The organism is Pseudoalteromonas sp. (assembly GCF_036960685.1).
GTDB lineage: Bacteria > Pseudomonadota > Gammaproteobacteria > Enterobacterales > Alteromonadaceae > Pseudoalteromonas.
Genome location: NZ_JBALXK010000014.1, coordinates 1 through 25,665 on the forward strand (window position 1 = coordinate 1; position 25,665 = coordinate 25,665).

The 25,665-nt window shown below is 40.8% G+C and carries 28 protein-coding genes; 14 read left to right on the forward strand and 14 right to left on the reverse strand.

Annotated elements, in window-relative coordinates; translation table 11 throughout:
• The first annotated feature begins 244 nt into the window (after positions 1-244).
• From V7783_RS12670 to V7783_RS12680, 3 genes are all read left to right on the forward strand, one after another.
• Positions 245-961 (forward strand): enoyl-CoA hydratase/isomerase family protein, encoded by a 717-nt coding sequence (locus tag V7783_RS12670; RefSeq protein WP_335679017.1) that lies wholly within the window; start codon positions 245-247, stop codon positions 959-961.
• A 62-nt stretch (positions 962-1,023) separates the two neighbouring features.
• Positions 1,024-2,013 (forward strand): RDD family protein, encoded by a 990-nt coding sequence (locus tag V7783_RS12675; protein WP_335679018.1) that lies wholly within the window; start codon positions 1,024-1,026, stop codon positions 2,011-2,013.
• A 113-nt stretch (positions 2,014-2,126) separates the two neighbouring features.
• Positions 2,127-2,702 (forward strand): hypothetical protein, encoded by a 576-nt coding sequence (locus tag V7783_RS12680; RefSeq protein WP_335679019.1) that lies wholly within the window; start codon positions 2,127-2,129, stop codon positions 2,700-2,702.
• Between the two features lie 75 nt (positions 2,703-2,777).
• On the opposite strand, the gene V7783_RS12685 is transcribed toward V7783_RS12680, so the two are convergent.
• The 3 genes from V7783_RS12685 to V7783_RS12695 all read right to left on the reverse strand — a co-directional run bounded on the left by V7783_RS12685 (position 2,778) and on the right by V7783_RS12695 (position 5,662).
• Complete coding sequence (locus V7783_RS12685) at positions 2,778-3,749, reverse strand: glutathione S-transferase family protein (RefSeq protein WP_335679020.1); 972 nt, start codon at positions 3,747-3,749, stop codon at positions 2,778-2,780.
• Positions 3,750-3,770: 21 nt separating this feature from the next.
• The gene (locus tag V7783_RS12690) at positions 3,771-4,613 is read right to left on the reverse strand and encodes a pirin family protein (protein ID WP_335679021.1); all 843 of its coding nucleotides are present in this window, start codon (positions 4,611-4,613) and stop codon (positions 3,771-3,773) included.
• A 71-nt stretch (positions 4,614-4,684) separates the two neighbouring features.
• On the reverse strand, positions 4,685-5,662 hold the full coding sequence (locus V7783_RS12695) for a YihY/virulence factor BrkB family protein (RefSeq protein ID WP_335679022.1): 978 nt from the start codon (positions 5,660-5,662) through the stop codon (positions 4,685-4,687).
• A 189-nt stretch (positions 5,663-5,851) separates the two neighbouring features.
• On the opposite strand from V7783_RS12695, the gene V7783_RS12700 reads away from it, so the two are divergent.
• Both V7783_RS12700 and V7783_RS12705 read left to right on the forward strand, forming a co-directional pair.
• Positions 5,852-6,943 (forward strand): mechanosensitive ion channel family protein, encoded by a 1,092-nt coding sequence (locus V7783_RS12700; protein WP_335679023.1) that lies wholly within the window; start codon positions 5,852-5,854, stop codon positions 6,941-6,943.
• Positions 6,944-7,110: 167 nt separating this feature from the next.
• The gene (locus V7783_RS12705) at positions 7,111-7,983 is read left to right on the forward strand and encodes an MYG1 family protein (protein ID WP_335679024.1); all 873 of its coding nucleotides are present in this window, start codon (positions 7,111-7,113) and stop codon (positions 7,981-7,983) included.
• 48 nt (positions 7,984-8,031) lie between these two features.
• On the opposite strand, the gene V7783_RS12710 is transcribed toward V7783_RS12705, so the two are convergent.
• Both V7783_RS12710 and V7783_RS12715 read right to left on the reverse strand, forming a co-directional pair.
• Positions 8,032-9,549 (reverse strand): DUF3360 family protein, encoded by a 1,518-nt coding sequence (locus tag V7783_RS12710; RefSeq protein WP_335679025.1) that lies wholly within the window; start codon positions 9,547-9,549, stop codon positions 8,032-8,034.
• 353 nt (positions 9,550-9,902) lie between these two features.
• Positions 9,903-10,301, reverse strand: coding sequence for a YkgJ family cysteine cluster protein (locus V7783_RS12715; RefSeq protein WP_335679026.1), 399 nt, complete (start codon positions 10,299-10,301; stop codon positions 9,903-9,905).
• Between the two features lie 157 nt (positions 10,302-10,458).
• On the opposite strand from V7783_RS12715, the gene V7783_RS12720 reads away from it, so the two are divergent.
• Entirely contained in the window at positions 10,459-11,049 is a 591-nt protein-coding gene (locus V7783_RS12720; protein ID WP_335679027.1) for a LysE family translocator, read from the forward strand.
• Here V7783_RS12720 and V7783_RS12725 read toward each other — a convergent pair.
• Together V7783_RS12725 and V7783_RS12730 are read right to left on the reverse strand one after the other, a co-directional pair.
• Positions 11,046-11,882 carry an AraC family transcriptional regulator gene (locus V7783_RS12725; RefSeq protein ID WP_335679028.1) on the reverse strand — a complete coding sequence of 279 codons (837 nt, stop codon included), beginning with the start codon at positions 11,880-11,882 and terminating at the stop codon, positions 11,046-11,048. The two genes, V7783_RS12720 and V7783_RS12725, sit on opposite strands and share 4 nt — an antisense overlap.
• Positions 11,883-12,032: 150 nt before the next feature.
• Entirely contained in the window at positions 12,033-12,971 is a 939-nt protein-coding gene (locus tag V7783_RS12730; protein WP_335679029.1) for a LysR family transcriptional regulator, read from the reverse strand.
• A 94-nt stretch (positions 12,972-13,065) separates the two neighbouring features.
• Between V7783_RS12730 and V7783_RS12735 the strand changes: the two genes are divergently transcribed.
• The 6 genes from V7783_RS12735 (at position 13,066) to V7783_RS12760 (ending at position 15,905) form a co-directional block, all read left to right on the forward strand.
• A complete protein-coding gene (locus V7783_RS12735) occupies positions 13,066-13,500 on the forward strand; it encodes a DMT family transporter (protein ID WP_335679030.1) in 435 nt (144 codons plus the stop codon).
• Positions 13,501-13,509: 9 nt separating this feature from the next.
• A complete protein-coding gene (locus V7783_RS12740; RefSeq protein ID WP_335679031.1) occupies positions 13,510-13,971 on the forward strand; it encodes a DMT family transporter in 462 nt (153 codons plus the stop codon).
• A gap of 233 nt (positions 13,972-14,204) precedes the next feature.
• The gene (locus V7783_RS12745; protein WP_335679032.1) at positions 14,205-14,621 is read left to right on the forward strand and encodes a tetratricopeptide repeat protein; all 417 of its coding nucleotides are present in this window, start codon (positions 14,205-14,207) and stop codon (positions 14,619-14,621) included.
• A gap of 36 nt (positions 14,622-14,657) precedes the next feature.
• Positions 14,658-15,086, forward strand: a complete 429-nt coding sequence (locus tag V7783_RS12750) for a GNAT family N-acetyltransferase (RefSeq protein WP_335679033.1) — start codon at positions 14,658-14,660, stop codon at positions 15,084-15,086.
• Positions 15,087-15,102: 16 nt separating this feature from the next.
• Positions 15,103-15,321, forward strand: coding sequence for a DUF6500 family protein (locus tag V7783_RS12755; RefSeq protein ID WP_335679034.1), 219 nt, complete (start codon positions 15,103-15,105; stop codon positions 15,319-15,321).
• A 62-nt stretch (positions 15,322-15,383) separates the two neighbouring features.
• Positions 15,384-15,905 (forward strand): YgjV family protein, encoded by a 522-nt coding sequence (locus V7783_RS12760; protein ID WP_335679035.1) that lies wholly within the window; start codon positions 15,384-15,386, stop codon positions 15,903-15,905.
• Positions 15,906-15,942: 37 nt separating this feature from the next.
• On the opposite strand, the gene V7783_RS12765 is transcribed toward V7783_RS12760, so the two are convergent.
• The 4 genes from V7783_RS12765 to V7783_RS12780 all read right to left on the reverse strand — a co-directional run bounded on the left by V7783_RS12765 (position 15,943) and on the right by V7783_RS12780 (position 20,032).
• Positions 15,943-17,913 (reverse strand): pectate lyase family protein, encoded by a 1,971-nt coding sequence (locus tag V7783_RS12765; protein WP_335679036.1) that lies wholly within the window; start codon positions 17,911-17,913, stop codon positions 15,943-15,945.
• Between the two features lie 486 nt (positions 17,914-18,399).
• On the reverse strand, positions 18,400-18,879 hold the full coding sequence (locus V7783_RS12770; RefSeq protein WP_335679037.1) for a YchJ family protein: 480 nt from the start codon (positions 18,877-18,879) through the stop codon (positions 18,400-18,402).
• Positions 18,880-18,917: 38 nt separating this feature from the next.
• On the reverse strand, positions 18,918-19,352 hold the full coding sequence (locus V7783_RS12775) for a SulA-like leucine-rich domain-containing protein (RefSeq protein WP_335679038.1): 435 nt from the start codon (positions 19,350-19,352) through the stop codon (positions 18,918-18,920).
• A 224-nt stretch (positions 19,353-19,576) separates the two neighbouring features.
• The gene (locus tag V7783_RS12780; protein WP_335679039.1) at positions 19,577-20,032 is read right to left on the reverse strand and encodes a tetratricopeptide repeat protein; all 456 of its coding nucleotides are present in this window, start codon (positions 20,030-20,032) and stop codon (positions 19,577-19,579) included.
• A gap of 127 nt (positions 20,033-20,159) precedes the next feature.
• On the opposite strand from V7783_RS12780, the gene V7783_RS12785 reads away from it, so the two are divergent.
• Complete coding sequence (locus V7783_RS12785; RefSeq protein WP_335679040.1) at positions 20,160-21,452, forward strand: NCS2 family permease; 1,293 nt, start codon at positions 20,160-20,162, stop codon at positions 21,450-21,452.
• 37 nt (positions 21,453-21,489) lie between these two features.
• Here the strand turns inward: V7783_RS12785 and V7783_RS12790 are convergent, their stop codons facing one another.
• Positions 21,490-22,248, reverse strand: coding sequence for a hypothetical protein (locus V7783_RS12790; RefSeq protein WP_335679041.1), 759 nt, complete (start codon positions 22,246-22,248; stop codon positions 21,490-21,492).
• A 318-nt stretch (positions 22,249-22,566) separates the two neighbouring features.
• Between V7783_RS12790 and cysB the strand changes: the two genes are divergently transcribed.
• Positions 22,567-23,544, forward strand: a complete 978-nt coding sequence (gene cysB, locus V7783_RS12795) for an HTH-type transcriptional regulator CysB (protein ID WP_335679042.1) — start codon at positions 22,567-22,569, stop codon at positions 23,542-23,544.
• 60 nt (positions 23,545-23,604) lie between these two features.
• Here cysB and V7783_RS12800 read toward each other — a convergent pair whose 3' ends face one another.
• Both V7783_RS12800 and V7783_RS12805 read right to left on the reverse strand, forming a co-directional pair.
• Positions 23,605-24,981, reverse strand: coding sequence for an L-serine ammonia-lyase (locus tag V7783_RS12800; RefSeq protein WP_335679043.1), 1,377 nt, complete (start codon positions 24,979-24,981; stop codon positions 23,605-23,607).
• 99 nt (positions 24,982-25,080) lie between these two features.
• Positions 25,081-25,665 (reverse strand): CoA pyrophosphatase, encoded by a 585-nt coding sequence (locus tag V7783_RS12805; protein ID WP_335679044.1) that lies wholly within the window; start codon positions 25,663-25,665, stop codon positions 25,081-25,083.

Sequence of the window (25,665 nt, forward strand, 5' to 3'; positions counted from 1 at the left end):
AAGTAACAACGCTGAGAGTAAGTGCCTGTGAAACGCCCAAAGGGTTGGTTTAAAAGCGATTTATACTGCGTTATTGACTTTAACAATAGAACCACTATTACTTGCAATCAATGCCTTGCCTAAATCACTTTTAATTCCAACTGAAACTCGCATCTTGAGGTGGTTTGGGTATAAGTTAATAATCCTCTAGTTATTGAAGAGGAGCTCCATTACAGAATGACAATAAAAATATCAAGGGATTTTCATGAGTATTATGACATTGACGACTCAAGACAGCGTTGCTGTAATCACATTAAGCAACGGCGAAAACCGCCAAAACCCTCAATTTGCAGCAACATTAAAAGATACACTTGCACAGGTATTAGAAAACGAGCAGCACAAAGCGCTAGTGATCACTTCAAACGATGAAAAGTGCTGGAGCTTAGGTATCGATACGGATTGGTTTCTACCAGCGATGAAAGCTAATAAAGCCGATGAAATACGTGGCTTTATGCATGATATGGACGATGTATTTAAAACCTTATTACTGTTTCCAATGCCTGTGATCGCAGCGATTAATGGCCATGCCTTTGGGAACGGTGCAATTTTAGCGTGCGCGTGTGATTTTAGGTTTATGCGCGGCGATCGAGGCTTCTTTTGCTTCCCCGAAGTAGATTTATCCATTCCATTTCTGCCGGGCATGATTGCCTTTGTAAAAAAAACCATGCCTTACTACCGTTTTAATGAAATGAAACTAACAGGGCGTCGCGTATCTGGAGCAGAGCTGGCAATTGACCACGTTATTGAAAAAGCCTCAACAGATCAGCAAAGCTTACTTATTGATGCGATGACATTTGCCGCTACGTTTGATAAAAAACGCGCCATTTTCGCCGAGCATAAAAAGCGTTTACACAAACAGATAATTCAAATCATTGATGAGGAAAATAAACCCTTTATAGATAATTTGGCTTTAATGGTTTGATAAAAAGTAATTTGTTAAAGCTGCTGTAACAGCGCGGAATAATGTTTAAGGACGAGAGCATAATGAAAGTCGAACAAATAGAAGAGTTAGGGTTAACGCGTGCTGAAACTAGAGAAGTCATTACTCCTTATGCATTTGAGCTTGATCAAGCGTTATTGGGGTTGCCGCTGGCGTCTCCTTCACGGCGTGCTGTGGCGATGATCATCGATGTTATGTTGATTTTTGTAGCAGCAAAACTCAGCGCTGCGTTAATCGCCTTTGTGGCTGCAATGGCTCTTTATAAAGGCACAGCCCAAAAGCATCTACCGAAAATGTCGATGTTTTGGCGTAGAGTACTAAAAGTGACCGCGGCCAGTATACTATTTGTAAGTTCGTTGGCAGTACTTTCACTCGCCATTGATTTTTTTGAGGACGATAGCGCAATTCAAGGGATAAAAATCAACCAAGAAATGCCATTAACTACAGACGAAAAGCAGCTGATCCAGACGTATTTAGCTAACACAGCGCAAAATCAACATTGTGACCAATCATGCCAAAGTAATGCATTGGCTAATTTACTGACGCAAGTACCGACACTTTCCCAAATTGAGGGGCTTGAAAATCAGCAGGTCACTCGCGTGTTATTGCAAGTAATGGTTGAAGCTGATGGTGCTAAGCCTGCTCTTGAAGACAAAAACGCGCAAACAGAACCCGTAAATAGCGTGCTGCAGTGGGGCAAGGGCATTATTCAAGATTTAGGCCTTGGCTTTGGTTGGGCTGCTGTGTACTTCACACTATTTTCGCTGCTTTGGAAAGGCCAAACACCGGGCAAAAAAATATGTGACATTCGAGTAGTCGCACTCAGTGGTGAATATTTAAGTCTATGGGATTCGTTTGGCCGCTACGGTGGTTACGGCGCAGGATTTGCGACTGGTTTATTAGGGTTTTTACAAATTTATTGGGATCCAAACCGCCAAGCGATTCAAGATAAAATTGCTGCAACCGTTGTAATAAAAGGTAGTATAAATCAGCCAGTCAATGCACATACCATCGAACAAGCCATTAAGGATTAAGATTTTTTTAAACGTATGTTGTACGGTTTTACTCAAATTACACTGCTATAGTTTGTATAATAGGCACTTACTACGCCACCTCAGGTCATAATTTATAAGGATTTTAAATTTTTATGGCAAAAACTCAGCTTTTTTGGATTATTTTAATATTATTTATTACCTGCATCATGCCTTGCGGTTTTATCATCTGGCATGAAAGTGTGGATCCCGCATTTATTCCTAACGCTAATTACCATTTTATCCTCAACTGGGTTTTACCCTCGCTGACAGTGCTGACGATTGGTTACCTTTTTAGCCGTTATAAGAATTTTGCTCAAGTGAAGGAAAGTTTAGATGAGCACTTTATTGCTGAGGGACGCTTAGTTAAGTATTTTACGCTGCTTTTTAGTCCTGTGTTTATTTACTTTTACTTTTGGACATTCATCAATATCCCAATACAGTTATGGGCACAGTACCGTTTAGCTGAGTATTGGTCGCAAGAATATTTATTAGTAGAGGCAACAACATGTAATAGTGACTATGAAGCGCACTGTGTAGAGCTAAAGTTTGCCGATTTAGCAAATGAAGAAACACATTCAGTAAGATGGTATTTAGATAAAGCTGAATTATTAACGCTTAAGGATAAAAGAGTAAACCTAGTCGGAGAACAAAGTTATTTTGGCTATATTATCAATGAAATACAGTGGTAAGTTGGTTTAAAAAGGCGATTAGTAAGATTAACCCCAGTTATTTTGCTGGGGTTAATTTATAGCAAGTTTCAACAGTTAGCCGCGCTTATGTTGGCGCGAAAAATCTATGTTGGGACCTTTAGGCACTACTTGGGTTGGGTTTATCATGGTATGGCTAAAATAGTAGTGCCGTTTAATATGATAAAAATCAACCGTTTCTTTTACCCCGTCAACTTGATAAAGCTCGCGTAAATACTCACTCAGTGCAGGATAGCATTCTATGGTACGCAGGTTACATTTAAAATGCCCAACATACACGCTATCAAAACGGATCAAGGTGGTAAACAGTCGCCAATCTGCTTCAGTTAATGTGTCACCCACTAAGTAACGCTGCTTGAGTAAAATACTTTCTACTTTATCCAGCGCGCTGAACAAGTCATTAAATGCCTCTTCATAGGCTTTTTGTGTGGTTGCAAACCCTGTACGGTATACACCGTTATTAATGTTGTTGTATACCAGCTCATTTATTTCATCAATTTGAGCCTGTAAGTGAGCGGGGTAAAAGTCGAGCTCATTGCCTGTTAAATCATTGAAGGCGCTGTTAAACATGCGAATGATTTCTGCGGATTCATTGCTCACAATTTTATTTTGCTGCTTATCCCACAAAACGGGTACGGTCACTCGGCCTGAATAATCAGCTTTATTTTGTGTGTAAATTTGATGCATAAATTGTTTATCAAATAACGCATCCCCTGTACTGTGATTATTTTTATCAAATGTCCACCCGTTATCAAGCATATCTGGGCTTACCACTGATACATCAATATAGTCTTCAAGGCCTTTTAATTTTCTGAAAATCAAGGTGCGATGCGCCCAAGGGCAAGCTAGTGAAACATATAAGTGATAACGGCCTTTTTCAGCCTTAAACCCTGCTTCTCCGGATGGACCAGCGCTACCATCTTCGGTTACCCAGTTACGTAATTGTGCTGACTCGCGTTTAAACTCACCGTCACTTTTGTCGGTATCGTACCACTTGTCTTGCCATTTACCGTTGACTAGTAATCCCATAATTGACTCCTGTATTTTGTATTAAAAGGTACCAAATTTACCGCTTTGATAATCACTAATTGCTTCTTTGAGTTGCGCTTGCGTATTCATCACAAACGGCCCCATGTGAGCTATCGGTTCATTCAGTGGGTTACCGGCTAAAATAAGTACCCCCGCGCCGGTTTGAGAATTAAATTTAATGTCACTGCCAGGCTCTAAAATCAGTAAGCTACCGGCCATTACAGGGCCACCTTGCTCAGTGTTGATTGAGCCTGTGTGAATATAAATCATCACTTTGGTTGGTGTCACTGGTGGGTGAGTAAACTCAGCGCCTGCCGGCACAGTTACATCCGCTAACATGCCATTTGCTGCCAGCTCTTGCAGGCTTGAAACTTGCTCATGCTGGTCAAATTGCCAACTGCCAGCTAGCGCTTTTAGTTGAGTACCTTGGCTATTTTTATGTGCTGGCGCTGGGTGCTCGGTAGTATCTTGATATCTCGGTGCTCTGAGCTTTTCAGTGCTTGGCATATTGAGCCAAATTTGGAAACCGTGCATGCCCTCAATTGAATCTGCCAGGGGCATTTCGCTGTGAATAACACCAAAGCCGGTGCTCATCCATTGTACATCACCTGCGCGAATAGCTTTTTTATTACCCATTTGGTCTTGGTGCTCAAAGCCACCTTTAATAATATAGGTAAACGTTTCTATTCCTCGATGTGGATGCGCTGGAAAGCCACCCATAAAATCACTGTGGTCGTCGGATTTTAATTCATCGATCATTAAAAAAGGATCTAAATGTTTGCCATCAAAGCCTGGAATACGGCTGATGTTTACGCCATCACCATCTTGGGTTGCGTGGCTATTGAGTTGTTTAATTACTTTCATTATTGTGCTCCGGATCATGTATATGCTCATTTAATCACATTAAAATTAAACAACCATGGGTAAAAATAGCACTATTCATTCGATTTAGAAGAATGCTCGCGCTGTTGTTTAGTTAAGTGATCGGCCACAAAGGCACCACGCTCGCCAGATTCACGGGCAGGGCCAATGGTGCTATCAAGCATGGTTTGTTGCTCCGTGCTGGCATTGATGGCTGCACCAAAAATAATAATATAGGCGCTGATATACAGCCACATCAGCATGATCACCACGCCACCAAGAGAGCCATATGTTTCATTGTATGAAGCAAATTGTGACACGTAATATGAAAACCCTAATGATGCGATGATCCAAAGCCCTGTTGCCATGATTGAGCCCGTTGTAACCCAGCGCCACTTGGCTGGTTTTCTATGTGGCGCATAACGATAAACAAATGCCAATGCAAAATGAAAGGTTGCAGCCAGTAATGGCCAAGTGAGTAGCTTGATTACGGTATCAATACTGTCTTTGAGGCCAACGATATTGATCACAATAGGTAAAATACCAATGATCAGCAGTGCGACTACAGCAACAAAGATAGCGCCAAGTGAGAATAAAAAGCGTATTAACAGCGCTTTGAAAAACTGCCTTTTGGTATGCTCATGATAAGTAATGTTGCAAGCCGTGATCAACGCCTGACAGCCTTTACTGCTACTCCATACCGTTAGTAAAAGCGTACCAACGGCACTAATACTCAACACTTTCTGTGATTGTTGAGTGACCTCTGATACTTGCTGCATAAGGATTTCGCGGCTACTTGGCGGTAATAAGGTAATGAATTTACTAATGTGTTCACTGATATCCGCAGGAGAAGTGAAATAAGCATACACTGATACGCAGGCAGCCAGAGCAGGGAAAATAGCCAGTAATGCATAGAAGGCGACGCCTGCGGCAACAAACGATAAGTTATCTTGCGACAGGCTGTGGTAAACCCGTTTGCAGATATCCCACCAGCCAAGCAATGGAATATCTGTTGGTTTATTAGCCGTAAAGCCACGCTGTTTCTGTGCCATATTCTTTCCTTGCTTAAATTTTTTAGTCACTATTTATTAGAGGTTATTTATTAAGATCATTAGACTTAGACGGACGTTAGACACTAGAGGTTAGTGCAAAGTGCTTGCCAGCTTAAACTGGCGTTTTATTTGCAATAATTTTTACTATTAGAGTTAATATTTATAGCTGATCAGCAATTAGGTATGTATATGGAAATCATCAATATCATTAAAAATCAATTGTTTATTTTATTACCTTCACTCAAGGTTAATGCAGAACCCGTTGCTATCGATCCTGTATCTTGGCAAGCAATTAATGTACAGATCGCGCATTTTTTACAAAGTACTTGGCAAATGTTACCTGCGCTTACGTTGGGAATTGTAGCGATTATAGTGTGTTATTTGCTTGCGAGGCCGCTGTCTTATTTATTTGTTAAGCCCATCAGTTATGTGAGTGAAAGCCGATTACTGCATGTTGTCACTCGTCGCTTCATCAGCATTGTAATTATTTTGTTTGGTGTTTATTTATTTTTACGATTAGCAGGCTTAAGTGAATTTGCTGTAGCGGTGATGAGTGGCACTGGCTTAGTGGGTCTGATTTTAGGCTTTGCATTTAGAGATATTGCTGAGAATTTTATATCAAGTATGCTGTTGAGCGTACAGCGGCCTTTTCGTATAGATGATGTGATTGAAGTTGATGGTCGTTTAGGCGTAGTTAAAAAAGTAACTGCACGTGCCACCACTTTAGTTGATTTTGATGGCAACCATATTCAAATTCCTAATGCGACAGTGTATAAAAATGTGATTAAAAATCTCACTGCAAATCCCAAAATGCGCGGCCATTTTAAGTTAGGTATAGGCTACGATAACGACATACGTGCGGCGCAACAACTTGCCGTAAGTTTAATGAGTCAACAAGAGGCGGTGCTAAACGATCCAGCCCCGCAAGTGTTACTGGATGAACTGGGCTCTGCCACTATCAACTTAACCATATACTTTTGGGTTAACAGTGAGCAACACAGCACAGTTAAAGTGGCATCACAGTTAATGCGAGAAATGGTTAACAGCTTTATTGAGCACGGTATTAGCATGCCTGATGATGCTCGAGAGCGAATTATTTTAAATACACCAACGAGTGAGCAGCCACAAAAACAACTGCCACACCCTGCAATTCCAGAGAAAAAAGCCAAGACAACCGCTCACAAGCACACTGATATTGATGATGTGAGCAGTGATGCTGATGAAATTCGAGAGCAAGCCGATAGCTCACGTGACCCAGAGCAAGGCGATAATATTATTTAGCAGTTGCGTTGAACCGTTTTTTGCAAAAAACGCAGTGCTGTTTTGTGACAGCAGCGCAGATAGCGTATACTGCTGTGCTTGTAATTTAGACTGACCCAGAGTGCTTTCACTGAGCTGTTTACATTACGCCGTCTTCTTACTCCTTTTCTAAAAATGACACTAAATATATGAATGATTTAACAGTAGTAACCCACAATGGTAATTTTCATGCAGATGATGTGTTTAGTATCGCAGCACTAAGGCATGTTTTTCCTGACTTTAAGCTCGTACGTACACGTGATGCGCAGTTGATAGCACAAGCTGATATTGTTATCGATGTGGGCGGTGAATATGACCCAGAAGCTGGGCGCTTTGACCACCATCAACGTGGTGGCGCAGGTGAACGTGAAAACGGTATTCCATACTCGTCATTCGGTTTAATTTGGCAAAAATATGGCTTACAACTGTGCCACGGCGATGAAAATATCGTTAAAGCTGTTGATTCATCTTTAGTATCTACAATTGATGCCATTGATTGTGGTCATGTTGAAGGTGTGTCGCAAGGGATCAGTCTAAGCCAAACTATTTCTATGTTTAATCCAACCTGGCAAGAGGAAAGTCAGTTTGATCGTTGTTTTGATGAAGCGGTTGAGTTTGCAATGCGTATTTTATCGCGTTTTATAGCCTCGGCCAGTGGCAGTATCAATGCTAAAGCAATTGTTGCAAAAGCGATTGAAAACGCAGACGATCCTCGCGTTATTGTGTTAGAACAATATACACCTTGGAAAAAAACAGTGCATGCGTTATCGCAACAAGCACTGTATATGGTTTATCCATCGCACTCAGGTAAATGGATTTTGCAAACTGTGCCAGTGGAGCCAGGCTCATTCGAAGATCGAAAATCATTGCCAAAAGCATGGGCGGGTTTATCCGATAAAGAGTTTCAAACTGAAACGGGTATTGATGATGCAATGTTTTGCCATAATGGCTTGTTTATCGCAGGGGCTGAGTCATTTACCAGTATTATGAAACTGGCAACGATGGCGTTACAAGACGAATAAAATAGTTTGAAAATGGGGAAGCACTCGCAGGCTTCCCCATTTTTGGTATTAATGCCTAAAGTTTTCTAGCAAAGCAGGAATGCCTGGCAGCATACCGACCATGGCCATAACACTGGTGAGTAATACAAACATGATCAATGGAATGATCCAGCGGCTCATATGAGTGAGCTCTGAGCTGCGATCTTTGCAACCAATTAAGCCTAAGTTATCGAGCAACATGGTAAGTGACCAGCCAAATGCGGGGTTTACTAACGTTGAAGCAAATACCACGATGGCAGCTGATTGCGTGGTCTTACCTTCGCGGGTCATTTCCATGCCAGCCTCTAACAAAGGGATAAATACCCCCACAATTAACGCTACACATAAAACGGGCTGCCAAATCGCAAGATCCATTGGGTAACCCCACACCCCAGCAATCACACAGAATAATGCAGTTAAAATTGCACCGGCTGGAATAGGGCGCTTAGCAATTGCAGCAGGCACAATATAGGTCCCCCAAGATGAGGTGAAATTAGAGCCACCTAAAATAGAACCAAACGTTTGTCTAACCGATGCGCTGAGCATTGTATCGTCGATATTCATTTGCACTTTTTCAGTACGTTTTGGGTAGCTGATCTTTTGGAACACTTGGTGCCCTAAAAAGTCTGGGGACCACATGGCCACCGCAAGTATCGCAAACGGTAATACCACCACAAAGCTTTCAAGGGTAGGTAAACCTAGCATCCAACCGGTGTTTTCGCCCCACCAATACATTGGGTTCATATTTGGTAAGCCCGGGGCGGTTTTAAATTCAAACGGTGCACCTAAAGCAAAAGCTGTTAAGCCACCAATGAGACAACTGAGCGGCACCGCTAACCAACGTTTTTTAAAATGTTCGAGTAACGCATACAGTAATATAGTGGCCAAAATAACAATGAAAGCAATGTGGGTCATTTGGATTTCTTCGGCCCATGCAAACAGTTTTTTCACCTGTGATATGGTACCGATAAAGCCCAAATAGAGTAATAACCCGCCGCACACGCCTTTACTGGTGAGCCGTGCAAGTAAACTACCTCCTTTACTTATCGCAAGTAGCAATCCTAACGCGCCAATGAGCAACCCGAATGCCATAGGGTGACCGCCCGCGGCGACCACAATAGGAATGAGTGGGATCAATGGCCCGTGCGTGCCCGCTAAGTTTGCAGTGGGCAAAATAAAGCCAGAGAACAAGATGATAAAAATAGCCACTATGAGTAACTCATAGCGCACGTTTTCTAACACAAAGGCATCACTCAAGCCAAGCGGTGCTGCAAATGTGGCGGCAATTGCACCTACCATTACAACTTTGCCTATGGTTCCTGCCATCGCTGGGATTGTGTCTTCAAATTCGAAACGGTAATCGCGAAAAGGTAAATTAGGGCGCCAGCGCTTGGGCTGCATAATTTGCAGTTCATGCTCAAGGTAGTCATCTCGACTGGCGAATTCAGAACTGGGTTTATGAAGATTTTTATAGCTATCGGAAACGGTTTGAGTATCGCTTACCTGCTCAACTTGGGATGAAGAGTCATCTTTTTGCGTTGTTGTCATTACTTCTCCTGCAACATAAGTTGCTTACTCAAAATAAAAAAACAGCTTTATACCCAAATCACCTCAGATGCGAGTTTGAGGTCGTTTGGGTATATAAGCTATGAATATTGAGTTGGTACAGTAAAGCAGGGACGCCACAATTACGATTAGGCAAAGGTCGAGCATGGTGTTGAAAACGGTAAGTATATTAAGTAACCAAATTGCCAAGCATGAATGTATTTTATTGTTTTATATCATTGTTTTAATTTAATTTTAACGAGCAAAAACTGAAGGTGAACGGCGGATAAGGCCGAGGTTGGTTAACCAATTGGCTCTAAACCTTTAGTCTAATAAGAGCAGTAAAGTGTTAATAATCAATAACCAGCAGGGCGGCTGTCTTGCATGATTAAATCTAACTTGGTTTGTGCTTTTTTGTAGTTCTCTAAATCAATGACTTCGATCATTTCACATTCGTCCCTTACCATTTCGCTGATCAGGCTAGGGTAGTGACGACAATCCTCTGGTCTATCTAAGTAAATACTACAGGTGTATTTATCCGCTTCATGGGATGCTGCTTTAGGGGCTAATTCAAGAAAAGGGCATCGGCTTAGTTTTTCCCCTGTGTGCGGGTCGTGCCATATTTGCTCATTTTTAACAAATGCGAAAATGTCAGGGTTAAAAATTTCCCAAAGATCAATTTCTTCTTGCGTAGCACTGAGATCGCCATCGCCGTATTTAATACAGCATTTACCACACTGATTACATTCTTTCATAATTAACATTTCTGCAAGTTTGTGTGCTCACTATACAGCAATTGTTACTCAAGGCGGATACACCAGTCGATTATTATTGCATGAGGTCAATTTTGTTCAATACGGCACACCGATGAAAATTAATACTCCTCTGTAAATTAATTACTTAAGTACATTTATGACTTTTTCTGTGATCATCTCAATGGCATTATTTGCCTTAGCAGCCTCTATTACGCCAGGCCCAGTAAACCTACTTTCACTTAGTTGCAGCGCTCGCTTTGGGACAAGAAGCGGCCTGCTATTTGTGACGGGGGCAACGTTAGGTTTTATCGTATTATTTTTATTTATTGGTTTTAGTTTGCATTTGCTGGTGGATAAACTGGTGTGGCTCACAGTTATTTTACAGTGGTTTGGCATCGCATTTTTAGTGTACTTGAGTTACCAATTATTTATCGATGATGGCACATTAGATAATAAAGATCGTCGCCGCGCGCCCACTTTCATGACTGGAGTTATCATGCAATGGCTTAACCCTAAGGCGTGGTTGGCTTCGTTATCGGGGATTGCGGCGTATATCCCCAATGCTTTAAGTACAGAGCTTGTTACCTTTGCCAGTGTGTACTTACCGATTTGCTGGCTATCACTTGCTTGTTGGGTATGGCTTGGGATGCGGTTGGGGCAGCATTTTCAAAGCGCTGCGAAAGTACGATTGATGAATAAAGCGCTGGCATTGTTGCTGCTGGGCAGTTGTGTATTATTAGTAATTTAAACTAATGGTATGGAGCGCCGGTATTGCTCAGGAGTTGCGGCAACACGTTGCTTAAATACACGTTGAAAGTGAGCTTGATCACTAAAGCCACTGTCGTAGGCAATACTGGCTATCGCTTGTCCTTTTTTCAGTGCTTGTTGGCCTAATTGAATGCGACGATTTAGCCGAAAAGCATGAGGAGTCATGTTAAAATGACGTTTAAAAGCGCGCACTAAGTAGCTGGTACTAAAACCAAAATGTTCACTGATGCTACTAATTGAGGTGTCATCTAAGCTGTGCTTATTTAAATAATGAGCCACTTGATAAAGCCTGTTGGGAGCGAGTAAAGTGGGTTCTCCTGTACGTGAATTGCTATCTAGGTGGTTAAATAATTCAATAAAATACTGATGCAATTGACGACGCTTAGCATCAACAGGAGTGTTTGATAGTAGTAACTTGCAGAGACTGACAAACCCTTGATATAGCAATGGCGCGTTTAGGGTATCTACACGACTATCTTGCCAGTATGGCTCGGCTCTGACTTGGGATTCAAATAATAACTGCGTTAACCACTGTTTATCGACGTGCATCATATAATACGCCCACGCAGAGTTTTGCTGTGGGTTACAGGCATGCACTTTATCAGGATTCATTATCACTAGATGGCCTTGGCTGACTTGGTGTAGGCGGTTTTCACAAACAAACTCGCTTTGCCCAGCTAAAATAGCCCCGATTGACCATTGTTGATGTGAATGAGGGGCATAGGTAACGCGTCGGCCATCAAGTACTTGGCGCAGCTCTATACATGGCAATGCGGGATCACGCCAAAAAATAGGCTGTGTTGTAGGGAGCATAAAATTTACCACGATTGAAAATATGAGCTTAGCTGTTGATACATAAATCTACTCGTAATTTAAAATATTGTCTACAAAAGCAGCCCTTGATTGACGCTAAAATACATGATTAAAGGGAGTGAGATAAATCACTAATCATGGGCTCATAAATTAATTTTGGTACTTCCAATAAACGGGGTTGCCATACACTTCGCTAAAATAATCAATGCAAACACGCACATTTAGCGGTGGTTGCTTTGTGTTTGGGTAAATTGCGGTTATGTTTTGTGAGCCTACTTTTATTGTTGGTGCAAACGAACCTAAAATGGATACTAGGGTTCCAGCTTTTAGGCTTTCACCGATTAACCAGTCTGGAAATAAAACAATTCCCATGTCATTTAATGCGCTAATGAGCAGCGTTTCGGCATTATTAGATACTAAGGTAGGTATAACCGCTTGTTGTTGCCATATGGATGAATTATTTTTAAATAACCATCGATTTTGCCCCGATGAGCCGCGATATATTAAACCATGATGTTCACTAAGATCTGATGGTTGTTTAGGTATGCCATACTTTTTAAGGTAACCGGGAGATGCCGCCAAATGATATGTTTGCACGCCTAATGTTTTGCCGTGTAGTAATGAGTCGCTGAGTGAGCCAATACGAAAAATTATGTCAGCGGCATCGGTATGCGGATCAATAAAATCATCTGTTTGCGTCATCTCAACTTGAATTAACGGGTAGCGATTTAAAAACTCGCCAAGCCAAGGTGCAATGTGTTTTTGGCCGAAAAATACCGGAGCATTAATTCTGATCAAACCTTTTGGCTGACTTGCTCTGTCTTGCAATTCATTGCGTACTTCGCTGAGCTGTTCAGTCATTGAACGTGCATAGCCGTGAAAAATTCTCCCCGCTTCGGTTGGCATTATTGCGCGTGTGTTACGGTAAAAAAGCTGCTGACCAAGGGCTTCTTCAAGTTGCAAAATCACCCGCGAGACCATTGAAGGGGATACATTTTCACGGCGAGCAACAACAGAAAAACTCTTACTTTGATACACGTCAATAAAGAACTTTAATGCGCGGATATTAATTGAGCTAATATCATTCATTTGTGCAAATCCTGCAAAAGTGTTTTCTATATAATCCCATTTTTTACGTTGAATCACTAGGCTATGATCAATTTCTTATTAATAGGAGATTTGCATGCAGTTTATTTTGATTCTAATTGTGGTGATGGGAGGAATGGGGCTGTCTGTAGAAGCGGGTCTATTGGGCCCTTTAGGCGGCGAAGTTGGAGAGCTATGGGCTACCTTCAGTGTATTTAGTGTGGGTGCTGCGCTTACCTTTATGTTGATGCTATTTTTTAGTCCTCGCAATAGCCCGTCATTTTTCAAGCAACCATCATGGACATTATTAGGCGGCGTTTTAGGCCCGGTTTATGTCGTTATATTGACGATAACAGCACCAGTTATAGGTATTGCTATGACGATGATCGGTATTTTAATGGGGCAGATAGCGAAAAGTTTATTGATCGATCATTACGGCTTATTTGGCACACAACATCGTCAGGTCGACCGGAAACGGCTTGTCGCACTGGTTTTTATTATTATTGCATTGCTTTTGATGGCACAAGGGTAGGGGACGAAAATGACGTTAATAATGATAATTCTCGCTGTGATTGGCGGCGCTACATTAAGTATTCAAGCTGCAATTAATGCTCAGCTTGGCAGTAAAGTGGGCGTTTTCCGCTGCGCATTTTTGACTTTTTCGGTTGGTGCTTTGATCACCGGATTACTTATTTTTTACTTTGAACCTAGCCGCGCGGTGACATTAATAGATGTGCCTAAATGGCAATTACTCGGGGCAATGTGTGGTGTGCCCTATATCGTGATTATGGTGTTTGCGGTACAACGCATAGGTACTGCGGTTGCAACGGTTGCGGTTATTTTTGGGCAATTATGTATGAGCATGCTTATTGATAATTTTGGTTGGTTCGGTAATGACATAATAATTTTTACACCAACTCGAATTGGCGCCATTATTTGCTTAGGTATCGCATTATATTTTATTCATGCAAGTAACAAAGCTGCAGTTAAAACTGAGGGTTAATATTAACCCAGTTGGAAGGTGCGCTGAGCCACTGCAATTGAACAATTACTTTATTAAACAGACCTTTTTGCCCTGCGATAATAAAACATGTAGTGTGATCACTTAGCATGAATCATTTTTGCGTAGAGTGTATTAGAATAGCGCGTTATTGGCCTCACATAGATTGCTTGTTTGGGATTACTTTACGCAATCTAATGAGCTGGCCGTTATTTCTAACAAAAGGTAATGATAGAATGATGAATACAAAACTGTATAAGTCAGTATTGGAGCTCGCAGGTGAGCTAATGAATGCAGCGCAACAGCAACAGCAAGTGAGCTTTGATTCACTTTACGAGCAGTTAAAAGCGCTGTGCATCGAACATGAAAATACTGAGAAAGATCATCCTGTTCAGTGGGAAACACTGGCTGATTTTACCGATGAGTTTGCTGATGCTTTGTTGATATATGAAAAGGCGTTAGCTAAAGCGACAGCTATTAACGCCAAAGACTATATGTCGTCAATTGGCTATGCGATGGCAACCATGCATGTCGAGCTTGGTCAAACTGATGCCGCTATTGCCTGTCTACAAACTGCACAGGTTAGTGCAAATAAAATCCCAGACAAAGCCTTAAAAGCTGAAATAGCTGAGTTATTAGACACCTTAAAATAGAGTGTTTAATGGATTATCTGGAAGAGAGGGTAATCAATGGAAGTTACGCTAGGCAATAGCCCGGAATTAATTGCGCAAGCGCATATTATTCGCCAGCAGGTATTTGTTGTCGAACAGAGTATTCCGCAACAGTTAGATTTGGACGGCTTAGATAAAGAGGCCGTACATGTTGTAGTGACTGATGCCGGCTCTTTAGTTGCAACAGCGCGTTTAGTCCAACGTGATAAGTGGTGTGCTGTTATGGCAAGAATTGCGGTGTTAAAACAATACCGAGGAGCAGGTGTCGCAAAGTTGCTTATTAATGCTTTGCTATCGCATGCAGCTAAAGTAGGTCTTACTGTGATTGAAATTCATGCCCATGCCTATTTACGTGATTATTACCAACATTTTGGTTTTCATTACGTCAAAGATGTAGAAACCGTTGGCGAACACCCATTAATTGAAATGCGCTATAGCGTAAAATAAAGGCTGCAAAGATTTAATGCGCGATGAGTTAAGAGCGAAGATCATTCAAGTTTGCAATAAAAAAATAGCGGCGAAAGGTGATAATGTAGGGTTATCATTTTATGCCTTCTTTGCAAATAAAAATGATGACCCAGAGTTATTGATGGAAGCCGCGACCTGGTGGATACACACTCATCAATTAGACCATTTTGTTAAAGCAAAAACGATTAAAACGATGGTTGAAAATAATATGTAACGGTGTGGTTTATTGTAGTTTTGGTTCACCTGAACGTGGTTAAGGGAAATTTATAGAGGGTTATGCTGGTGGCAGATACATTTATTGCGCAAGGCTTCGGTTTTTTAAGTTTTTTTTTAGCATTGCTGTGTTTTATGCAAAAAGATGATCGCCGTCTTAAATTAATGATGATTGTGATGAATTTGAATCACGCCTTACATTTTTATTTACTAAATGCTGTAACCTCATCGTTATGCTGCTTATTTTCAGCAGGGCGGACCGCTGTGTCAATGAAAACCAAGGCAACTTGGGTGGCGTGTATATTCATTATTTTAACCGCTTTGATTGGCTATTTGACGGCGCAGCAGTGGACTGATTATATTGCTGTTTTAGGTGCATGTTTAGGTAGTTACGCTTTATTTTGCCTGAGTGGGATCGCCATGCGCTGGGTTTTATTTTGTGGCTCATGTTTATGGCTTATCAATAATATTATTGTTGGCTCAATTGGCGGAGTATTATTAGAAGTAACGGTTATCGTAATAAATTTAACCACCATTTACAGGCTTCATAAACAACGTTTTATGGACCCAGAGTTTACGCAGTGAAGGACTTAGCTAAGCCCTTCACTGCGTAATTTATGGGTTACTGTCTGGTTAATTCAAACATTTGATTTTCTGCACCAGCTAAGCATGTCCACTGCAAAATATTAGCGTCATCACTGGTTTTGCTGCCATCTACATCCAAACACAGTTCGCTATTGCGATTGATTATACGCCATTTACCAGAGCCCGCACTTTGGAAGCGAAACTGCTGGTTATAACTACCTGTGTAGGTCCAAAGATTAATATTTTCCCCCGCGGTTGTTGAATGGGTATAAACCTCTAATCCTTTAGCTGGGGCATTGGCGGGTGAAATACGATGCCAAACACCGTCAACAGTGGTGATATTAAATTTTTGGCAATTATTATTAAGCCAAGACCATTGCCTAATATTTGCCCCATCAGCAGTATCACAATTAGCTACATCAAGTGAAGCACCACTGTGTTTTGGCGTAATTCTATAGCTACCATTAACTAAGGTATTGGTAACGCTGCCATTAGCTCCATCTGTATAGCCATTATAAACTTCAAATTCTGCAACTTGTGGTACGCCGCTGGCTGAGTGAATTACAAAACTTACTTTTGATAAGTTAATATCAGAGAACGTGATCACATTTGGTACTGCCCCCCCATTCGCTAGCGTCACACCTGTATTGTAGTTGACTAAAGACCAAGCCGTAATACGTCCTTTGCTTGCAGCTGTTTCGATAATTCTCACTGCATTAATAGTCGTATTTAGGTTTTTAATATTAATGGTGCCTGTTGTCGATGCCGGTGACCAGTAACTAGAGGTATCGCCGTCATTAGCATTTCCATAGCTTGAACCACTGGCCTTTGAGCTACCATCCACTCCAGCATTGAGTGCTAGGTTTTCGCCTGCGGGGGTTGGCTCAGGAGTTGGATCTGGTGTCGGTGTCGGATCGGTTGGTGTTGTTGTTCCACACTGCCCATTGGATGTTTGTAAACCTTTGTTTGCTCCCGCTGTTGCAGCGATAATGCTAGGTATGCACTGTGCATTATCAAGTTGATAGCTATAAGGAATGTTGATTGTTGTGGTGGAGCTTGGGTTAGGTCCAGCAGGGTGAAGTTTGCTTTCTTGCTGTGACCAATCGATATTATCCCAAATATTACCACTGACTTGCCAGTAACCCATGTCGTTTGTATAAAACGTGCCCAGTGGATCTTTTGAATCCTTGAAGTAATTATTCTCGGCTCGCATTTTGCCACCAATACGTGGATTCATTCCTGATGAAGCAAGCCCATTGTAATAGTTATTGTAAGCATGAGCTGTAGCATGCCTTAATAAAGGCGTGCGAGAAGTGATATTTTCATAGTAGTTATGATGAAAAGTTACAGGGCCGTTATTCTCATCGCTATCACTTGAGCCAACAAGGCCGCCACGGCCTGAATTACGTAAAATACTGTATGATAACGTTACGTATTTAGTATTACTTTTCATGTCAAATAATGCATCATAACCTGAGCTTTCTCCTCCACTGGCTTCAAGTGTCACGTGGTCGACCCAGACATTACTAACATTCGATTCCATGCCAATTGCATCTCCACCGTTTGAAATAGGGGAGCCAGACTTTTTGACGTTTCTGACATGGACATTCTGAATAATGATATTTGAAGAAGATCGAATATGAATGCCCAATTGATCAAAGAGAGCACCGCTTCCTACACCGATAATAGACACATTACTAATTTCTTTCAGTTCAATTAAATCTGGCCCAGTATTACAGCTGTCTCCAGAAACTTTACTGGTATTGCCATGATTTATGGTGCCCTCAACATGGATAATAATTGGTGTGTCACTTGATGCTCGGTTACATAAAGCTTGATGAATTTGCGTGCCAGTTGTTGCATAAACAATATCACCGCCAGCTCCACCGGTTGTTCCGCCATTTGATGTGGCAAAGCCTGACGCATTCGCAAACGCACTTTGGCCATAAATTGCAGCAGTAATGGCTAAAGCCCGCACCGAGTAGTTAAAAAGTGTACTTTTACTCATTGTTGTTCCTAATAATTGTGTGTTTAGATCAAAATAATTAAATTAATTAATTGTAAAATTAGTTAACACAATCAAGTTTTTTAATGCTTGTACTTCAGTGCTACCGGTGGCATTATTGCGGTAAATATAATCTTTAGCAATATTAATTACTGATTTTTTAGTTTTTAATTCATTATTTAGGCTTGTTTTATTTGTTTCTAAATGGTTTTAATTAATTTAAATCATTATGTTATGTGTTTTTTTTTGGTATAAAAATAAATGACAATAATAACAAGTTTGATTTTTAATTTTTTTTTAAGAAGGTTTCATTCATGATTTTATTAAATTAACATTTGTTCCCTTTATGTTGGTGGGAAAGGGTCCTCAGCACATAAATAATAACGTTAATGCTGAGCGCTATAACAGTTTAAGGGGGCACTCTAGGGTTGTTTGTGGGTATATGCTGCATGAATGCTCTTTGCAGCATTAATTTATACAAGGAATTATCTACACGCTATGGCACTTTTTATATTTTTTACCACTACCACACGGGCATTCATCATTACGGCTAATTTTAATATCTGCAATAGGGAATATTTCACCATCTATATAGCGCCATAGGTCCGCTTCTTTTATAAAATTAGATTTTTCATGCAGCTGGCAAAATAAGTTTTGATAAAAATAACTAACGCAAAATTCAACATCAGCAGTGCTGTCGTGTTGCTCTGCATCTATCACATCTAATTTAATAAAGCGGCAGCTGTTGGCAAACTCAGCGATTTCTTTGACTGGATTTTCAGCTTGTTTTTCTTGGGCGTATGTTTGATATATATATTTGGCATTTTTTAATGCATAGGCTACATAGCGAGAGCGCATAAGTTGCTCTGCTGTGGTTGCTTGTTTAGTGCCTAAATGGAGCTTTTGGCAGCAGTCTTGATAACTGTGTTGACTGCCGCATAAGCAATTACTGTCAGTAAGTGAAGTCATGTTCAATCGTTAGGATTCAAAAGCGCCATTTTAACAGCTTATTGCGCTAATGCTATATCTGTACTTTGTTGGGTTTTAGTAAAACAGTATAACTTGGCACTAGCTTGATCTAAGTTTAACGATAGATCAGCAATTTGATTATCTTTTACAATGTCTGTCCAAGTGATCACTGCTGCAAAATTACCATTATGTAATGCAGAGTTTAAAACATACTCTAAATTAACAAGGTGCTTTTGGCGTATTACTAGTAACTTACTGGTATCAATAGAGCATGAATCAAGTAGTGCTTTACTCGGTACGTGATCAGGAGCAATCAGTAATGTCCATGCATTTTGATTATTGTAATGGTGCAATACCTTTAGCAATTCAAACGTTGCTGAGATCTCATCTTCAATTTGAATTAAGTTAACTGATGCGCTTTGGTTATCTTGTTGGTAGCTTTTAACAGTTCTTACGGTAATTGGCTGTAACATAATGTTCACTCACTGGTTGTTTATACAGTATGTGTATACAGTAGTTTATACAGTTGTTTGGTGCAAGTGTTTTTTGCTAATTTTTTATACGATTTTCAGCTTTCGCTGATCACCATAAAGATGCAACACATAATGAATACTAAATATTTATTAAAAATCAGTGTATTAGTTATTTATCAGGGGTGTTGATATTTTGAACGATATAAAGTGACCATTATCATTTTTTATACAGTAGTTGGGATCAAGTGTGAAAATTGCTGTTGATGGATCTGTTCATACAGTGTTGCTGCATAGCACTGAGCATCTTTATAGCGACGTGTAGTGAGATGCTTACGAAGATCTGTAAGGGCTGCTGTGGCGGGTTCATAACCTTGGCTACTAGCTAAACTTAGCCATACTGCACCATGAAATACACTACTAGGCACGCCTTGGCCCTTGATAAAAAATAAGCCAAGATAAAATTGTGCTCGGTGATTTCCTGACATCGCAGCTAAACGCATCCATTTAGCTGCGAGGGGAGGTTGTTCATTTTTTAAATAATACAGCGCTTTATTCACCGTGTTTTCAGGTGTATCAACTTTAACATCACTGTGAGGGACGCTGTTTGGTTGAGTGATAAACGATAACACGTTATCTAGCTGTTGTTCTAAATCTAAGCCAATGGGTGAGGTATCTGTCATAGTGCCACATATATTATTGTTGTCTATTACCGCGTAAGTTTAGTCTAATACAAGGTAAAATGTCCTGCTATTCTTGAAATATATGATAAAATTACACAATTATTCCTATCTAAAATGAAACTCATCTATGCTTGACGCGTTATTTAAAATTAGCGACCACAATTCAACTGTGCGTCGTGAATGTATTGCTGGCCTTACCACCTTTATTACCATGGTTTATATTGTTTTTGTAAATCCAGCCATGTTAGCAGAAGCGGGTATGGATCAGGGAGCGGCGTTTGTTGCAACCTGTATAGCTGCCGCAATTGGTTGTTTTATTATGGGCCTTTGGGCTAATTATCCATTAGCGCTGGCGCCAGGTATGGGGCTAAATGCCTTTTTTACTTATGGTGTTGTACTTGGCATGGGCTATACCTGGCAGGCTGCGTTAGGTGCGGTGTTTATGTCGGGTTGTATCTTTTTGTTTTTAAGTTTGTTTAAAGTCAGAGAGTGGATCATTAATGCAATACCTTTGGTTTTAAAACAAGCAATCGCTACGGGAATTGGCGCATTCTTAGCATTAATCGCCCTAAAAAATGCCGGCATCATCGTGGCAAGCCCTGCGACTTTAGTTCAGCTAGGTGACATAACCGCAGCAGGACCATTATTGGCAATTTTTAGTTTTTTTATTATTGCAGCTTTGTTGTATCGTGATTTTAAAAGTGGCGTGCTGATCAGTATCTTATTAGTAACTGCCATTGCATTAAGTTTAGGTTTAGTTGAGTATCAAGGAGTGATGTCTATGCCTCCTTCAATCCTACCTACCTTTATGCAACTTGATTTTGCCGCGGCAGTGGAGTTGTCAATGCTGAGTGTTATTTTTGCATTTTTGTTTGTCGATTTATTTGATACCTCAGGTACTTTGGTCGCGGTAACTCAAAAAGCGGGTCTTGCTGATGAAAAAGGTAATATGCCGCGCTTAGGCCGTGCTTTAAGTGCTGATAGTACAGCGACAATTGCAGGCGCAGTGCTTGGTACTTCTACAACCACGTCATACATCGAATCGGTCGCAGGGGTTTCTGTTGGTGGTCGTACAGGCTTAACAGCCGTTGTTGTTGGTCTGTGTTTTTTATTGATGATGTTTTTTGCACCGCTGGCTAAAATGGTCCCAGCGTATGCTACTGCGGGCGCTATCTTATATGTGGCGGTATTGATGCTACAGAATCTCAAGTTTGTTAATTGGGATGACATGACAGACGCAATTCCAGTGAGTGTTGTATTACTGATGACTCCCCTGACATTTTCAATTGCCCATGGAATTGCGCTTGGCTTTATTTCGTATACGGCGGTAAAAGTATTGTGTGGTAGACGTGATGAGGTGAGTATCAGTGTGTGGATCTTAACGGCGATGTTTGTGGTTAAGTTTGCGTTTTTATCGTAATTCGATTTTTAACAATTACGACAAAGAAAAAGTGGTTTTACCACTTTTTCTTTGGTGCAAATAATACATCTAAATCGTCTTGTTCTTGCTCGGCTTTTTTCTTCAGTGCTGTTGCATTTGATGCTTTTAACTCAGTACTAATGGCGTCTAAGTAACCCTCTAACTCTTGACGTTTACCAGTGATGTAGTCATCGCTGTAGGCCACTGCAGATACTGTCGCGTAGGCTTTTTCAAAGTATTGACGTGCTGATCCTACCATGTTGGCTGAGCGTGCGGAGATACCGCGTTTGATTTGGCTTTCTATATTGATTCTTAATTGTAATTTTTCTAAACGTTTATCTTCAGCAACAAAAATTTGGCTATCTACTTTACCTTTACCGTGTTCAGAGCGCAGCACTGCGCGTAATTTTTTAATACCTTGGATCAGTGATATCAATTGCTTGTCGTTATCAGGTAGCACTAAGTTTTCTGAATTAGTGGCGTCAAGTGGGTTGCCCAAACGTTCTTTTGCTTCTTTTAAGCGATTTTTTAATTCTTTAGAACTGGGAGAAAGTTGCACCATAGTTACTAGTGCATCGTGAATACGACGCTGAAGAATACGTAAAATATTCTCAGACATAGGGATGTTAGCGCTATTTAGTAATACGTCTTCGGACTCTTCAATGATTTTTTTTTGTTTAGTTAAATCTTTACGACGTTCGGTTTCTTGTTTCTCTTTATGCTGTTGTACTGCACTGACCCACAGGGCAATGACAATAAGTGCAACAATCAACATAATAATAATAGAAACGATCATGGTTTAGGTCTCAGGTTTCACAAGCTAATAATTTTTATCTTACATTAAATATATGCTAACAGGGTAGTTTTGCGCGTTTTATGTCAAAAAAGAATTCATTTTCTCAGTATTTATTACTATATAGATTGTGATTTTTTTTATTTTTAGGTTCCGTCAAAAAGATGGCTACCTCAATACGAGGGTTTATGCTAGCCTAAGCGTATAACCTTATAATTCTGATCTCAGAGAGCCTTTTTCTATTATTAAGTAGAAAACACTTGGCTTGACGCGATGTAGCATTTATAAATAAGCAGTATAACTACACTAAAAAATGCAGCCATGAAATTACAACAACTCAGATACATCGTCGAAGTCCAAAATCATAAACTAAATGTTTCAGCAACAGCTGAGAGTTTATTTACCTCACAACCAGGTATTTCTAAACAAGTACGTATGTTAGAAGATGAGTTGGGCGTGCAAATTTTTGGCCGCAGCGGCAAGCACTTAACGCATGTTACTAGTGCGGGCACAGAAATTATTAACATTTCTCGTGAAATACTTTCTAAGGTAGAAGGTATTAAAGCGGTGGCAAATGAACATACTTTACCAGATCAAGGTAAGTTAAATATTGCCACCACGCATACACAGGCTCGTTATGCTTTGCCAAGCGTGATCCAAGGGTTTATGAAAAAGTATCCAGCTGTGTCATTACACATGCATCAAGGTACACCACAGCAAATTTCTGATGCGGCGGCGCGCGGTGATGCCGATTTTGCCATTGCCACTGAAGCACTTCATTTGTATTCAGACTTAGTGATGCTACCGTGCTATCACTGGAATCGTAGTATCGTGGTTGCAAAAGATCACCCACTGGCGAAAAAAGCGGAGTCTCTCACTGTTGCTGATATTGCTCAGTATCCATTAATTACCTATGTATTTGGTTTTACTGGCCGTTCAGAGCTAGATAAAGCGTTTAATGCACAAGGGCTTGAGCCGCATATTGTATTTACTGCAACCGACGCTGATGTTATTAAAACCTATGTGCGTTTAGGTTTAGGTGTGGGTGTTGTTGCATCTATGGCGATTGACCAAATAGCCGATACCGATTTAGTGTGTATTGATGCCAGTCACTTATTTGAAGCTAGTACGACTAAAATTGGCTTTCGAAAAGGCAGTTTCCTGCGCACCTATATGTATGACTTTATAGAGCGTTTTGCGCCGCATTTAACCAAAGAGCGCGTGGAAAGAGCGAGCTTATTACGTAATCAAGAAGACGTTGATAAGTTGTTTGCTGATATCGAGTTGCCAGTTAAATAAAGGCGATTTTTTAGAATTAAAAAAGCCGCATAATGCGGCTTTTTTGATCATACTAAAAAGTTAGCATTCAATAATGTTTACAGCCAAACCACCCCGTGCGGTTTCTTTGTATTTAGTTTTCATATCATTACCGGTATCAAGCATGGTTTTGATCACTTTATCGAGTGATACTTTTTGCTCGCCACTACCACGAATAGCTAAGCGCGATGCGTTAATCGCTTTAATAGCGCCCATTGCATTACGTTCTATACAAGGTACTTGTACTAAACCACCGACCGGATCGCAGGTTAAGCCTAAGTTATGCTCCATGCCAATCTCGGCGGCATTTTCAACATGTAATACACTGCCCCCGACGATTTCTGTCAGTGCGCCAGCTGCCATAGAACAAGCAACCCCAACTTCGCCTTGGCAACCAACCTCAGCGCCTGAAATCGAGGCATTCTTTTTGTATAAGATGCCAATCGCAGCGGCAGTGAGCAAATAACGAGTTGCAATATCGCGGTCAACTTCTTTGATAAAAGTGTGATAATACATTAATACGGCTGGTAGAATGCCCGCTGCACCATTGGTCGGTGCTGTAACTACCCGGCCACCGGCGGCGTTTTCTTCGTTAACGGCAAGGGCAAATAAGTCTACCCAGTCCATTGCTCGCAGTGGATCGTTACTTACTTCAATATTGAGCTTTAAATACAGGCTCGGAGCACGGCGTTTTACTTTTAAACCGCCGGGTAAAATACCTTCGGTGCGCATACCGCGTTCAATACAGGCTTTCATTACTTGCCAAATATTGAATAGTTCATCTTTGATTTCATCTTCAGTACGCAGCGTTTTTTCATTTTTCATCATCAGGCTAGATACGCTAAAACCTGATTCTTTACACATCTCAAGCAGTTCTTTGGCACTGCCAAAAGGATACGGTGCTGGGTTTTCTTCACGAATATCCAGCGCTGCTTGTTTTTCTTTTTCAAATTCTTCATCGGTAACGATAAAACCACCACCAATTGAGTAATACACTTTACTATGGAGTTTCTCGTCACCTTTGAATGCAATGATCTCCATTGCATTTGAGTGTTTAGGTAAGGTTTTACGACGATGAAATACGATCGCTCCCTGTTTGGGGAATTTCGCTTTATGAACTTGATTTAAATAGATAACTTGTTCGTTTTCAATTTTAGCGAGAATGTCGTCAACTAAATCGGCATCTATGGTTTCCGGGTCATAACCCGCAAGCCCTAAAATAACGGCTTTACCAGAGCCATGGCCAATACCAGTTTGGCCTAATGAACCATATAGCTCAACTTTAACGCTGGTGACATCGGTTAATAAATTTTTTTGTTGTAGTTCGTTAACGAATAAACGCGATGCACGCATAGGACCGACTGTGTGTGAAGACGACGGGCCAATGCCAATACTAAACATATCGAATGCACTGATCATAATAACTTTACTCTACTTTTACTCAGCACGATTGCTGCCTTTGAACGGTCGCACATAATAACGCGTAATTGTACCCTTGTAACCCTTTGCGACAGAGATTTAAACTGGTATGGCGAGCTGTTTTGTAAAGTTTTTTATAATGCTAGCCGTTGCCCCCCAAAGTAGTCCGTAAGGGGTTGAAAAGCCTTGTAAAGTAATTACCTTTCCGCGTCGCTCAAAATGCAAGGGTTGCCAATTGTTTACATTCGCTAAAGTATTTACGGGTAGTAAAAAACTTGCCGCAACTTCATTGTGATCGGGATGCCACTGGGTGTTTGCTGCGAGCACACCAACAAATGGCGTAATGGTGAATCCTGTAAGGGTAGAGTAATCGGGTAATTGGCCAATTACACTGACATACTCAGGAGCAATATTAAGTTCCTCATGTAGCTCGCGTAGGGCGGTGTTGCGTAAATCGATGTCACTGTGTTCATGTTTACCGCCAGGCAAACAAATTTCGCCAGGGTGATGATTTAAAAAGGTTGGACGTTTACATAATAAAATGTGCGCAATGTTGTTGATATCAATCAAGGGCAGCATCACGGCACTGGCTCGTTGAGTACCTTGTAAATAAGCATGATGCGCTGGAATGTCAGTATTAGGCGCCGTTAGCTGAAAACGAGCTATAAGCTGTTGGCTATTCAA